Origin of the sequence: Vibrio anguillarum (assembly GCF_003390515.1) — a bacterium.
Classification (GTDB): domain Bacteria; phylum Pseudomonadota; class Gammaproteobacteria; order Enterobacterales; family Vibrionaceae; genus Vibrio; species Vibrio anguillarum.
Genome location: NZ_CP031479.1, coordinates 2,598,666 through 2,612,541, shown reverse-complemented (window position 1 = coordinate 2,612,541; position 13,876 = coordinate 2,598,666). Strand labels below are relative to the sequence as shown.

The 13,876-nt window shown below is 44.3% G+C and carries 9 protein-coding genes; 2 read left to right on the top strand and 7 right to left on the bottom strand.

Going from position 1 to position 13,876, the window contains the following annotated elements; all coding sequences use genetic code 11:
* From DD616_RS15045 to hemL, 7 genes are all read right to left on the bottom strand, one after another.
* The gene (locus DD616_RS15045) at positions 1 to 1,026 is read right to left on the bottom strand and encodes an ABC transporter permease (RefSeq protein WP_013857641.1); all 1,026 of its coding nucleotides are present in this window, start codon (positions 1,024 to 1,026) and stop codon (positions 1 to 3) included.
* A gap of 2 nt (positions 1,027 to 1,028) precedes the next feature.
* Positions 1,029 to 2,015 (bottom strand): ABC transporter permease, encoded by a 987-nt coding sequence (locus DD616_RS15040; protein ID WP_013857640.1) that lies wholly within the window; start codon positions 2,013 to 2,015, stop codon positions 1,029 to 1,031.
* 166 nt (positions 2,016 to 2,181) lie between these two features.
* On the bottom strand, positions 2,182 to 3,852 hold the full coding sequence (locus DD616_RS15035; RefSeq protein ID WP_013857639.1) for an ABC transporter substrate-binding protein: 1,671 nt from the start codon (positions 3,850 to 3,852) through the stop codon (positions 2,182 to 2,184).
* 744 nt (positions 3,853 to 4,596) lie between these two features.
* Positions 4,597 to 7,989 carry a response regulator gene (locus DD616_RS15030; RefSeq protein WP_029189901.1) on the bottom strand — a complete coding sequence of 1,131 codons (3,393 nt, stop codon included), beginning with the start codon at positions 7,987 to 7,989 and terminating at the stop codon, positions 4,597 to 4,599.
* 199 nt (positions 7,990 to 8,188) lie between these two features.
* On the bottom strand, positions 8,189 to 9,232 hold the full coding sequence (rsmC, locus tag DD616_RS15025; RefSeq protein ID WP_208871875.1) for a 16S rRNA (guanine(1207)-N(2))-methyltransferase RsmC: 1,044 nt from the start codon (positions 9,230 to 9,232) through the stop codon (positions 8,189 to 8,191).
* Between the two features lie 83 nt (positions 9,233 to 9,315).
* Entirely contained in the window at positions 9,316 to 10,401 is a 1,086-nt protein-coding gene (locus tag DD616_RS15020) for an AI-2E family transporter (RefSeq protein ID WP_208871874.1), read from the bottom strand.
* Between the two features lie 277 nt (positions 10,402 to 10,678).
* Positions 10,679 to 11,974, bottom strand: a complete 1,296-nt coding sequence (gene hemL, locus DD616_RS15015) for a glutamate-1-semialdehyde 2,1-aminomutase (protein WP_208871873.1) — start codon at positions 11,972 to 11,974, stop codon at positions 10,679 to 10,681.
* Positions 11,975 to 12,296: 322 nt separating this feature from the next.
* On the opposite strand from hemL, the gene erpA reads away from it, so the two are divergent.
* On the top strand, positions 12,297 to 12,638 hold the full coding sequence (erpA, locus tag DD616_RS15010) for an iron-sulfur cluster insertion protein ErpA (RefSeq protein WP_026027518.1): 342 nt from the start codon (positions 12,297 to 12,299) through the stop codon (positions 12,636 to 12,638).
* Between the two features lie 126 nt (positions 12,639 to 12,764).
* The gene (locus tag DD616_RS15005) at positions 12,765 to 13,871 is read left to right on the top strand and encodes an efflux RND transporter periplasmic adaptor subunit (protein ID WP_208871872.1); all 1,107 of its coding nucleotides are present in this window, start codon (positions 12,765 to 12,767) and stop codon (positions 13,869 to 13,871) included.
* Positions 13,872 to 13,876: the final 5 nt, after the last annotated feature.

Sequence of the window (13,876 nt, the reverse complement as noted above, 5' to 3'; positions counted from 1 at the left end):
TTATTTATCTCCGCTCCAAAGTGCATTTTGTGGTGGCAGGTCAGGCTGACGCTCTTTCTTGTCTTGCTCTGCGAGTTTTTTCCAACGCTTCATTCCTTTGTGTGAACGCAGTTGTGGGTTGGCAATTTCATCGACCGCAAAGTTCAGTAAAGCCAAACCAGTAACGAGTAGAGTCAAAGCAATACAAGGAGCAAGCAGTTCCCACCAAGCGCCAATCAGCATAGAAGAGGACGTTTGAACGTTGTACAACATGATGCCCCAACTGATGGTGTTTGGATCGCCAAGACCAAGGAAGGAGATAGTGGCTTCCATCATGATGGCGTACATCACTGAACCGATGAAGCTAGCGCCAACGATGGAGATGAGGTTAGGTAGAATCTCAACGAAAATGATGCGCCATGATGATTCACCCAAGACTTCCGCCGCTCTGACAAATTCTTTCTCACGCAGTGCGAGCGTTTGTGAGCGTACGACCCTAGCGCCCCAAGCCCAGGAGGTGCAGCCAATGATGAGTGCAATGGTTAATGGGCCGGCCTCTCCAATAAATGCCGCGACCACGAATAAAAGAGGATATTGCGGTATCACCAGCATGATATTCATAGCGGCGGTTAGAATGTCATCGACCTTACCGCCAAAGTAACCGGCAGAAACACCAATCACAGTCGCAAGAAAACAGACGGTCATTCCTGCGCCAAAACCCACGGCGAGTGAGACTCGTGCGCCATACACCACTTGTGACCAAACATCGCGTCCCATACGAGAGGTGCCTAACACATGGTCTTCACCTTTTGAGAGTAGTAAGGTGCGGCGGTCAGTCGCCAAGTTTTCAGCAATCCAGCCATTCGGATCTGCTTTAGCGGCTTTGACGACGAACGATGGGTACTCGTGTGGATTTCCGGTACGTTTATCTGGCGCATGTTTGGTGATCAGTGGCGCAGCAAGGGCGATGAATAAAAATAGGCCCAAAATAATGACACCGACCATGGCAACGGTATTGCCGCGAATGAGTTTAATGAGATCTTTCATGATTATTTACCTCCCTTGCGTAGGCGAGGGTCTAGTACGACATAAAGCATGTCCGCCAACAGGTTAAAGAACAGCATAAAGAGCGTCATAATCAGTAGCTGCCCTTGCAGAACTTGGTAATCACGAGCGTTGATCGCATTAAATAAAACGGTACCAAGGCCAGGATAGTTAAAGATAATTTCAATGATGAGCTGACCACCGATAGCCATACCCAAAGACATCGATAGAGCGGTGACACTTGGCAATAAAGCATTACGAGCGGCGTACTGGAAAACCACACGGTTTTCGCTGAGCCCTTTCCCTTTCGCCATCGTTATGTAGTCTTCAGCGAGCAGGTTAATCATGTTGTTACGCATGTTGACGAGAAACCCACCGATTTGTACTAGAGACGCACAGACAAGAGGCAAGAAAGCGTGGTAGGCCACATCTTTAATGAATGTCCAACTTGTCCAATCTGGCATCGTACCAGCAGTGTAGGCATAACCCGTAGGGAACCATTGCAAGCCGATAGCAAAAGTAAACATAGCGATCATCGCAATAACCACTTGCGGAACGGCTTGTATAACCAACATCCCTGGAGTAATAAACGTATCGTAACGACTGCCTCGTTTCCATGCGGCAAAAATGCCCAGTAGAGAACCGATTGAGAACGAGATCACAACCGCAGTACCCGCTAGAAATAACGACCAACCAAATGCACTACCCAGTAATTCATTGACACTTAACGGATAGAACTTAATCGACGTGCCTAATTCCCAACTTAGAATGCTTTTTAAATAGGTCAAATATTGTACGGGTAACGGACCATCAACGAAACCGAGAAGCTGTTTCATTGCTTCGATTCGTTCTGGCGTTACTTGCGTTGTTGCGTTTGCGAACATCATGGTCACTGGGTCTCCAGGCATGGCTCGCGGAATGATGAAGTTCAATGTTGCTGCAACCAGCAACGCGATAAAATAAAATGACAAACGTCTTAAAAAATAACCCATAACTCACACCTTACTCACCCAGTTTTATCCTGTACCTGGTTTCAGGTCGCTCCTAGCGAAATTTAGAGCGAAAAATCCCCTAACGACGAGCGTTATACATTTGCTAGGTATTTAGGGGATTTTATTTAGCGGCGCACGAAGTACGCCGCAAGGAATGAACTTCTACTTACTTAACTGGTTTTAGGTCCAGTACGTGTAATAGACGCTCCGGGATACCAGCCCAAATGTTTGGACGACCCTTAGGATTTTCTTCGTTCCACCAGCCGCTAAAGCGTGCTGTGTTGTATTGGTACATGTAAGCACCTGACATTACAGGGATGGTCACTTGGTTTTCAGCAATGATTTTCTGAATTCCGTGAGCGATTTCTAGCTGCTCATTTTTATCCGCTGTTTTGTAGAAGCTGTCTAGCAAAGTATCTAGCTTATCGTTTTTGTAGAAGTGCATAGCAAAACGAGGCATACCTTCACCTTTCTGTAGTGCAGAGTTGTATGCACTGTTCCAGTATAGATGTGGATCCGCACCGTGGAAGTAGTTGGTGTAAGCGACGTCATAAGTACCTTCAAGCATTGCTTGGTTATAAACCGCAAACTCTGGAGTACGAGCACGTGCTTTGATGCCTACTTCGGCAAGCTGTTCAACGGCAAGTTGTACCGTGTTGTTGAAGTCAGTCCAGCCATTTGGTGATTGAACAAGTAGCTCAAAAGATTTACCTGATGGAGTATCAACAAAACCGTCTTTGTTCACGTCTTTGAAGCCCGCTTTAGCAAGCAGTTTTTTCGCGCCTTCAACGTTGTACGTGTTGTAGCCTTTGTACTTATTGTGGATGTTTTCATCAGACCAAGCTTGGAATGCATAACCTAAGCCTGAAGCGAAGTCATTAACGGTACCGCCGCCATAGAAAGCGATATCGATAATAGTTTGACGGTCAAGAGCCATAGAGAATGCGCGACGGAAATCAACGTTGCTTAGCGCTTCATTTTTTACTGCATCTGGGTTTTTGAAGTTAACCATAAATGCTTGTGTGCCTGATGGCGGATACCAGTAGTGGTGGCTAGGGCTTGCAGCGGCATAAGTACGGTCAATATCTGGAACGAATGAAGAGGTCCAATCGAGTTCAGAGTTAACAATTTTACCTAGCAATTGGTCATTGTTTGCAATTTGAGGTACACGCAAACAGTCAACCTCAAGGTTTGCAGCATCCCAGTAATTCGGGTTACGACATTGGATGTATAGCTGTGGAGTGAAGGTGTCGATTTCAGTAAACGGACCAGTACCTACAGGGTTTTCGTTGGTGAAAGTCGCTGGATCTTTCACATCTTTCCATACATGCTCAGCAACGATAGGAACTAACGAGATTTCATAAGGTACGTTTGAGTTAGCTTCACTTAAACGGAAACGGATTTGGTAGTCGTTCAGTTTTTCTACGCTCGTTACCCACTTGTTGATACCGCGTTGGTCGAGTTCAGGTTTATTTTTCAATAAGCCATAAGAGAACACGACATCATCCGCTGTAAATGCTTGACCATCTGACCATTTAACACCTTTACGGATATCAAAAGTAACACTCATTAGGTCATCAGACATTTTAAAGCCTTCAGCCAAACGCATAACGGGTGTATTACCATGCATTTCGTTGAAGATGACCAGTGGTTCATAGATGAAATCAGTGGTCGTACGTAGGTTTGTTGCTAGATACGGGTTAAAGTTACGTACCATTGTAGGGTAGAAATCAGGTACGATCGTTAGCTCACTGCGTGCGGCTGCTGGAGCTGAAAGGCTCGCTGCGGCGGCGATTACTGCAGCGGCTAGCGCTGTTTTTTTAATATTGGCAAGCATAGCTGTTCCTTACTATTTGCTTTCATTTCACTAATGGATATGAATGTCATCAATTGATAAACACTCTCCAAGGCCTACCTCATTGCGTGTTAACAAACCGGAGGAGTTGGTCAACATGAGTGGCCTGTAGACCTTTGGCAGGAGTAAGAAGACACCTTGGAGAGAAAATTATCAATTTGAATTCCCGTTAAAAACGTCAATTTGTAGAAAGTGACCGTTATAAACGTCAATTTACCATCTTTGGTTTGATTTTTACTCTCATTTAGGTCAGTGATCTGCCTCTCATACTCAATTCGATTAACTTATAGTTGTAAGCGCTCGCTATCTTTTTATCCCTTTATTTTTAATGTTTTTTTGTTTTTTTTGTATCATGAGATCTTGCTCACTTATAGTTTTATCGTTAATTTTTTTACTTAAATTAATTCTGCCGAATTGTTGTGATTCGGTTCGCAATCTGGATCTTTATTCATCTTCAATTGAAAATCTGCTGGTGAAATTGCCTAGAAATCAGTTTTTACTTCCAATTTTTATCATCATTTCCCCTCTTTTTTTCTATTGAGAAGTAAGGTTTATAATACCCAATAAATAAGGCGCAGCAGAGTAATGGATGCTTGAGGTTAACATTGATTAAATTTAACTAGTCATAACTCTGGATGCGTCAATGGGGTGGTTGTTCCGTTGATGGTCATGGAAATATAGTGATAAAAAAGCCTGCAGAGTGCAGGCTTAATGGTGTTGATGTACTTAGAGTGATGAGGTCAGTAGCTTTTGCAATTTATCGCGCTGCGCTTCGATGTGAGAGCGTTCAGGGCCGTGCTCCTGACAATGATCAAGAATGTAATCTAACGAATTAAGAACGGTACGCCAGCGAGGTGTTTTAGGCAGTGTCTCGATACGTAAGTACTTGTCTAGTGTCCGAGTCTGTAATGTGCTTCTATCGAGATACACTCGCCATAGCCCACTCTGCTCTGCAAAGGTAAACTTGCTTTGGTTACTGACCCGTTCCCAGTAATCTAAAGCACTGGTCATTGCTTCAACCAGTACTTCGCGCATTAAATCTTGCTTAGATTGACTCTCTCCCGATACTTTGTCGGCGATACGTGTGAACTCGCCACCGAGTTCTTTGAGCTGCTGCAGTTTTTCTTTATCGCCTTCAAATGCGTAACTGGATAGCGCTTCAATAGCGGTTTCAAGGTTATTGATGCGCGCTGCATTGATGTTTCCACCCACGTTAAAGATGTACATAGCCTGCAACCCAGAGCCATCCGGTAGGCGTAACACATCAGCAGACATATGTTGACGTGTATCTTCGACATAGATATCGATATTACCGCAGTAATGCTCTTGCTCGACGACTAAGTATTTGGGGGCGATGAGTTCTTCCGCATTTGAGCGCTTTAGTTGTTCTTGGCTGCGCCTAAATAACCGAGCAGCCGCTTCGTTCGCAAAGCGGATTTTATGATCGTCTCGAATGCAAATAATGGCCTCAGGAGCGGATTCAAGCTGCTCTAGTAGACGGCCTTGGGTTTCCAATAAACTGGCCTCTACCATTGCTCTATGCTTCAGCTCTTGTTGCAGTTGGTTGTTCTCAATACGTCTTTGTTCAGCTTTGCTGGCCGTTAAATGCGCCGTAATACGTGCAGCGAGCTCTTGCTTATTAAAAGGTTTCGATAAGTAATCGTTCGCTCCCGCTGCAAAACCACGAACTCTATCGTCAGTTTGATTTAATGCCGTCAACATAATGATTGGTAGCTCGGCATGATCGTATGTTTCTCTTAACTTTTCACAGACTTGGTAGCCGCTTAATCCTGGCATCATAATGTCGAGCAGTAGAAGTTCCGGTTTTTCTTTTTCGACCGCGCTAATGACTTCATTGCCATCTTTAGCGGTGCGGACTTGATAGCCTTCTAAACGTAGGAAGCTGTCTAGGACACGCAGATTGACGGGTTCATCATCTGCTATCAGTAGCACTGGGCCTTCTTTATTTTCAGGTAGTGAATGCATTTCAGGCAGTTCAATGTCTGAAATGGTCGGAGATTGGAAATGGCCAGCTTCCATATAGCTTGTCGACTCAATTTCCGCTTTTGATGCTAATGGTAAGGTAAAGCTGAATGTCGTACCGACCATAGGTTGGCTACTGACATAAAGCGTTCCTTGCATTAATTCGATCAATTGACGGCTGATCGAAAGGCCCAAGCCTGCGCCTTGTCGATAACGACTGGCATCTTGCCCTGCTTGAATCAGTGGTTCGAAGATGTGTTCAAGTTGTTCAGCAGGAATGCCTTGTCCCGTATCGACAACTTGGACACGAATCTTGTCATCAACCACATTGGCTGAAATGACAATTTTCCCTTCAGTCGTATATTTAATGGCGTTTCCTACAAGGTTATAAAGCACTTGCTCTAATCGTTGTGGATCGGCAGAGACCCAAATGCATTCATCAGGGATTTGGTTTATTACGCGAATGGGCTTTTTGTTGAGTAGATGGTTAGACAGCTCTAACACTAAGCGTGTTGCGCCGGATAGATCAACAGCACACTGTTTGATATCCAAGCTGCCATAGCGCATTTTATGGTAATCGAGTAAGTCATCGACCAAGTTTGTCAGCCGTTGTCCACTGCTGATGATTATGCCCAATTGATAACGATGATCGGCGGTGATAGTTCCACTTGACCCAGAGATCAGTGCTTCTGCAATACCGACCATACCGTGCAGCGGTGTTCTTAATTCATGTGACGTTGTGGCTAGGAATTCATCTTTTAGTTTGTTAGCGAGATGCAACTCATCGTTCTGTTTGCGGATTAATTGAATGTTGCTTTCGAGCTCTTTATTTTGCGCTTTAATCAGCTGCATTTTTTCTCGGATTGAACGCTGCATACGTTCAAAACTCACTGCGAGTCGACCAATCTCATCTTTACGATCGGTATTGATAACATTTTCATCTAAATCCCCAGCTGAGACTTTTTCTGCCGCCCAAGTGAGCTTCAGTAGGGGAGAGGTAATAAAATTAGAGAGATAATGTGAAGCGATGACGACTAAAATAATCGCGGTTAGCATGGCGAAAATAAATAACTTCTCAAGCTGATGAACTCGCGCATAAGCCTCTTTTTCTGGTATCTCTACGACCAAGGCCCAATTGATGTTTTTGTTTGCAACAGGTGCATAGGCGGCAATGGTTTTCTCATTCAATGTATTGGTGTAAGTACCAACGGCACTCAACCCAGAAAGCGCAAGATTGATCACTTTTTGACTAGTCTCGATTTCTTGCTGCGTGTAAGAGAGTATTCGAGAATGATGATCTTGCCCGACGAGTAAAGTCCTTATTTGCGATGTCGCATTGGTGTCAGCAACGAGCTTTGTGATGCCATTGTTTGGTAGGCGGAACATGGCGTAGCTGTGCAGGTAGCCCTGTTGAATAATGGGCGCGCCAAGCCAAGCAACTGATTGCCCTTCTTGTTGTGAAAAATCAGAAATAATGACTGGTGTATATTCTTCATTGATTTTTCGTTGTTCGCCAACTTGCTGCTCTAACTGACGGAATGTTTTACCCAGATTGCTATCTTTGTATTTTCCGGTCAGTAAATTCGTCCCATAGTTGTCGTGCTTATAAACGGAATAAACGACATCACCATCGAGATCCACCAGTAAAATATCGTCAAAATCAGAACGTTTAAGCAGTTCTAAATACGCCCAATGATAGCGTTTGTGCAGTAGGCGATACCGTTCACTGCCTACATAGCTGCTCGATTGTGGCAATATTGACGTTTTTATCTGATCACCAGAACCAGGAATATAACGCTGCTGGGCATGCTCACGAGCTTGATCAATATCCAGACCAAGTCTTTGGAACGCATTGACTAAGCCGTAAAAGCGCCCCCCACTAGCATAAGCTAACTCTGAACGGACAAACCCCATCACTTCTGATTCTTTGGCCGTGAGGTAATCGAGAACTTGCTGTTGCTTAGTGTCTCTGACTGACAATAAGTGAGACGTGCTTTGTTCTTGAAGATCTTTAGTGTGTGATTGCAGAAAAAAAATGGCAGTCACAGTTAAAGGCGTGATGCTCAAAACGAGAAAAGCCAGCATAAGAGTATTTTGCAGGCGCTTAAATTTTTGCTTACGAGAGAACCTAAACATAGAAAAAGGCATTACTTTCCGTGAGGCTTTAACGGCATGAGGTAGTCGTTAAAGTGAATGAAAAAAACAAAGAAAACCTAAAGTGACGAAATTAACGAGTTTTTTTACTTTGACAAGTAAGTCCTGTGGAAAGCGTGGTCACTAACGCAAAATTCGTAAAAATCATCCAGTTTAGTGACCAATTGAGAGTAGATTACACTTATTGTTGCGACTTTTGTAATGTTTTTTTTGCGTGGTAAATGATGAATTTGTTAGTCTTATTTAACACCTCGCAATGACCATAAGCCTGTTCAATCAGCGGGGTATATTTAAGAAAACTGTTGGCCACAATAAAAAGTTCGCCTTTCGCGGTTTGATGGCTTGGTGCGTTAGCCAGTAAGGCTTCTGTCGCACTATAGCTGGTCTCTAATCCGGAGTGGAAAGGGGGGTTTGAGACGATAAATTGATAATCTTTAGCGGTATCTGAGTAGACATCAGAGGCAAATACATTCCCTGATATGTTATTTGCTATCAAGGTTGCTTTGGTTGATTCAATCGCAAGCGCGCTGATATCGCACAGTTCAATCTCGATATCTGGGTTTAATGTGGCCATTACTGTACCCAGTACACCAGCACCACAACCAAAGTCGAGAACTTTTCCTCTCAGTTTAGGCAGTGTATCGAGTAACAGTTGGCTACCGAGGTCAAACTCGCCATGACTAAATACGCCAGGTAAACTTTTTACAATCAGTGAGTGTTGCTGATACTGCACCTGATAAGTTTTGAACCAGCCTGCAATTTGGAAGCTTGGTGGCTGCTGGGTGCATTGCCCCCAATAGAACGAACAGCGTCGAGCTGAATCATACTTTTTAACCACCCCATAAGCTGCAAACATTTTTTCAATGCTTTTTATGCCCGAGCGGTTTTCACCCACGACCACAATCTCAGTCTCTTTGCCCAGTTTGGCCAACAGCATCGCAAGTAGATATTCAGCTTCCTGCTTCGCTTTGGGCCAGTAAAGCAGAATCATGTCAGCATCGGTTTTTTGCTCAAATTGAGCGCCAAAATGACATGTAATTTGTGAATAGGATTCGAGTTGGCGGTAGTAACCATAATGAGTGGTGAACACCGAAACAGAGCGACAATGATTAGCTAACTCTACAGGAAATAAATCCTCCGCTTCTCCAGCCACTAAAAGATGTTTTCCTTCGAAATAAGCAAGCTGACGCTGGGCAATTTGACTTGGTGCGGTGTAACTGGACATAGTGGGCTCTGCGCTAAAAAAGAGGGGCAGATTCTCGCACAGTCTGCCCCTTGCTTCTAGCTTGATCGTCAGTAAGTCAAAAGTTAGCTATTATCTTGTTGATTGAGAAAACCTTTAAACTCTTCCTCATAAATATTAAACAGCACCATAGTGATGGCAAAAATGAGTGGGCCGTAAATTAACCCAATCAGGCCAAACAGCTGAATACCACCGAGCAGAGAGAAGAAGATCATTAATGTGTTCATGCCCGCGCTCCCTTGCATTAAAAAGGGCCGCAATAAATTATCAATTGAGCCTACAATAATGATACTCCATAGCGCCAAGAATATGCCCCATGTGCTATCTCCGGTTAGAAAGAGATAAATAGTGGCTGGAATCCATATCAGAGCAGTACCGACAACCGGAATAAACGAAGCAAACCCCATCATGGTTCCCCAAAATAACCCAGGGAAACCGGCGAGCCACATACCAAACCCACCCGCAAAGCCTTGCGCTATTGCGGTTAAAAATGACCCCATGACAGCCGATTTGGAGACTTGCTCAATTTCGCAGAGCAACCTGTCTTCTTGACTACGCGACAACGGCAAGATGTGCCTAAGAGCGCTGATGAGCTTATCGTGATCACGGAGTAGGAAAAACAACACGAACAGCATTAAGAAGAAATCCATCAAAAAACTGGTCGCATCACCCAGCACTTTTGCGCTAATACTGACCAAGTTGGTGCCAAATGAACTGGCAAATTGCCCCACTTTTTGTGCGATTTGTTGTGGCTGAATTTCATCAAAGGGCAAATATTGATTCGCAATGGCGAGTCCTTTGACAATCCAAGGATGAGCAAAGGCGGTTTGAATGCCACCATGAGTGACCCATTGGTACATGTTCTGAGAAAATACCGACCCTTGCTGCACAATAGCAGCAAAGACAAACAGCAGTGGAATCACAATAATAAACGTCAAAATAATACATGAGAGAAACGAGGCGGTATTTTTGTATTTGGGGATTTTTCGTTCGAGCCACTCATGAATGGGAAACATCAATAACGAGATGATGAAAGCCATGACAATCGAGTTGATATAAGGTGCAATCAACAGATAACAAGCAATAGCCGCAGCGACAAGTGCCGCAATGAGCACCCAGTGGCTAGAGGTGATTTTCACTTTTTCTGACACGTTGTTAATCCAACCTTGTAAAGTAATAGGGTTATAATGACTGCAAATCAGCGTGTTATCAATGAGGAACTGATGAGATGGGATGTTGTGATAATGAAAAAGGGTGTCAAAACCAGCATAAAAAAAAGTTGAAGCTACCGTGGTTTGCCATCAGCATGATGGCGTTGGTCGTTTTAGTGATTTATTACTGGCAATAATAGCTTGCTTATTGAGTCTGAAATGAATAAAGGGCTGATCTACAGCCCTTTATAATTATGATGAGTCTGCCTAATGGTGCTTATTCCGCTTGAGCTGCCATCATCGCAAAGCAGCGATCGGCCGCTTCTAATGTCGCTTCAATTTCTTTGGAACCATGCGCCAAAGAGGTAAAACTTGCTTCAAAAGCTGAAGGCGCTAAATAGACACCATGATCGAGCATCAAATGGAAGAAGCGCTTGAAACGTTCAATATCACATTTTGCGACTTCTTCATAACAGGTGACGCGTTCTTGATCGGTAAAAAAGAAGCCGAACATGCCACCAACTTGGCTGACCAGCAAAGGAATACCGTGTTTGTCTGCGAGTTCTTTGAATCCATCAGCCAATTGCTTTGTTTTGGCCGCGAGACGTTTTTCATTGCCTTCTTCTTTTAGAAGCGTCAAGCAGGCATAACCCGCAGCCATAGCCACAGGGTTACCTGATAGCGTACCAGCTTGGTACACCGGGCCCGTTGGAGCGATGTATTGCATCACATCACGGCGTCCACCAAAAGCGCCAACAGGCATACCACCGCCAATCACTTTCCCTAGCGTTGTTAAGTCTGGTTTGATGTTGTAGTAAGCCTGTGCACCACCTAGTGCAACACGAAAACCTGTCATTACTTCATCAAAGATCAGCAGAGCGCCTTCTTGGTCACAAATCTCACGTAAGCCTTCATGGAACCCTTCTACTGGTGGAATGCAGTTCATATTGCCCGCGACTGGTTCGACGATAATGCAGGCTATTTGGTCTTTATTGGCCGCGAACAATTCACGTACAGATTCTAAATCATTAAAAGTGGCGGTCAGTGTATGTTTAGCAAAATCAGCAGGCACACCAGGAGAGCTTGGTTGGCCTAATGTTAAGGCGCCAGAGCCTGCTTTTACTAGCAAACTGTCCGCATGACCGTGATAGCAGCCTTCAAATTTTAAAATTTTATCGCGCCCAGTGAATCCACGAGCTAAACGAATGGCGCTCATCGTCGCTTCGGTACCGGAACTGACCATACGCAACTGTTCCATTGATGGAACCAGCTCAGAAACTAATTCTGCCATATCGATTTCCATCTCGGTCGGCGCACCAAAACTGAGACCGCGCTGCGCTGCGCCTATCACGGCTTCACGAATGACCGCATGGTTGTGGCCTAGTATCATTGGCCCCCAAGAGCCGACATAATCAATATAAGCTTTGCCATCAGCATCAAAAATCAACGGGCCGTCTGCGCGGTCGATAAAAATCGGCGAGCCACCAACTCCGTTAAAAGCACGTACAGGAGAGTTAACTCCACCGGGGATTGCACGTTGTGCCTTTTGATAAAGCTCTGCTGATTTGGTCATGGATTTATCCTCTTCTGCTTGTTCGGACCAGTTGGTGTCGCATTGTATACCCAAACTCACCAAAGACACTTTTTTTCACTCATTTTCTGAGCTCATTCACAGCCAAATAAGCGCCGTATAGTGTACAACTCACGCGACAGTGAGTGTTTTTTCAGTGCATAATGCCTCGATAGTTGGAGTTTTAGCTTAAGTGACGGTGAATACTTGAACGAATAGGTCAGGTATTAGATAATCATTGCATTATTAAAAAAGAATCACCTTTACAGGCATAAGTTAAGCATAATAAGTCTGACAGGTATTAACACGAGTGAGAGAGGCCATCGTGAGTGAAGTAAATGTACCATTGTCATTTTCTGATACTGCAGCACAACGCGTAAAAATGTTGATTGCTGAAGAAGAGAATCCAGCGCTAAAACTGCGCGTTTATATTACTGGTGGTGGTTGTAGCGGTTTTCAATATGGGTTTACCTTTGATGAAAATGTAAACGATGGCGATACCACAATAGTTAATAGTGGCGTGACATTAGTGGTTGACCCGATGAGCTTACAATATTTGATAGGTGGCATTGTCGATTACACAGAAGGCCTAGAAGGCTCTCGTTTTTTTGTCAATAATCCTAATGCAACAACAACATGCGGTTGTGGTGCATCATTTAGTGTTTAACTAAAAAAGGTTCGATGCACAATTAATCTACTGTAGCTAATTAAGCTTAATAGCCCTACGTATTTGGATGTTATGTAGGGCTTTGCCTTAACCTTAAGAAGGCAAGAACATAATAAAGGATTATTTATGCCTGATACCAAAATCAGCCGTTCATCTATTGGCCGCTTTTTTTCGCAACGACCTTGGCTACTCTCGACGATTTTTATCCTACTTCTCTGTTTTTGGTTAGGTTTTGGGGCATTGAAAGCGGAAGAGCCCCGGCAAACTGCCAATGACACCATTCCTCTTGCGAAAGTTATTTACCAATCTTTTGAGGCTGAATCGACCGATAAGCATATCGATCTTTACGGTCGGACCGCACCTAATCGTCAAGCTAAAATTGGTGCTGAAATCGCAGGGAAAATTACTCAAATCTCGATAGCAAAAGGGCAGCCTGTCAATAAAGGACAACAGATCGTCTTAATTGATCAAGCTGATCTAGCGGCTCAATTAGAGAGTGCGCAAGCCTTGTTCAAACTCAAACAAAAAGAATTCAGTGCCGCTGAGTCGTTAAAAAATCGAGGCTTACAAGGCGAAGTGGCCTTTGCTTCGGCGCAAGCCGCTTTAGCGGAAGCCAGCGCTGTGCAAAGTCGTGCCCAATTGGCTTTACGTAATACGTCAGTTGTGGCTCCCTTCGATGGCATTGTTCAAGACATATTGATAGAAAAAGGCGATTTTGTCGGAGTGGGTGACCCGATGGTCACCTTTATTGATCTCAGTAAATTAGTGATAGAAGCGGATGTCAGCGAACGACACATCCAAAAAATCAAACAAGACCAAATTGCTCGTGTACGTTTTATCGATGGTTCTACTGTCGATGGCAAGGTTCGTTATATTTCTCGCGTCTCATCGCCTACCACCAACACGTTTGCTATCGAAGTGGAATTAGACAATCCCAATCAAACGATCCCCGCGGGTGTGAGCGCTGAAGTGGAGATGAGTTTAGAAACACAACTGGCGGTGAAAATCACGCCTGCCATGCTTGCGCTTGATGATCAAGGAAATTTAGGTGTTAAAACACTGCAGCAAGATCGTGTTCGCTTCATCCCCATTCAATTGGTAAAAGCGGAGCAAGATGGTGTGTGGCTAACTGGGCTAGGGGATACGGTGGATATTATCACCGTTGGGCAAGGTTTTGTTCGAGATGGTGATCAAGTGATTGCGGTCAAGAAACCTAACCACTCAGCGCAGTAGGGGGC

What these genes read in the sequence shown, in the direction of transcription:
- DD616_RS15035 (WP_013857639.1), bottom strand. Translation starts at nt 3,852, where the DNA reads ATGCTTGCCAATATTAAAAAAACAGCGCTAGCCGCTGCAGTAATCGCC.
- DD616_RS15045 (WP_013857641.1), bottom strand. Translation starts at nt 1,026, where the DNA reads ATGAAAGATCTCATTAAACTCATTCGCGGCAATACCGTTGCCATGGTC.
- DD616_RS15040 (WP_013857640.1), bottom strand. Translation starts at nt 2,015, where the DNA reads ATGGGTTATTTTTTAAGACGTTTGTCATTTTATTTTATCGCGTTGCTG.
- DD616_RS15030 (WP_029189901.1), bottom strand. Translation starts at nt 7,989, where the DNA reads ATGTTTAGGTTCTCTCGTAAGCAAAAATTTAAGCGCCTGCAAAATACT.
- rsmC (WP_208871875.1), bottom strand. Translation starts at nt 9,232, where the DNA reads ATGTCCAGTTACACCGCACCAAGTCAAATTGCCCAGCGTCAGCTTGCT.
- DD616_RS15005 (WP_208871872.1), top strand. Translation starts at nt 12,765, where the DNA reads ATGCCTGATACCAAAATCAGCCGTTCATCTATTGGCCGCTTTTTTTCG.
- hemL (WP_208871873.1), bottom strand. Translation starts at nt 11,974, where the DNA reads ATGACCAAATCAGCAGAGCTTTATCAAAAGGCACAACGTGCAATCCCC.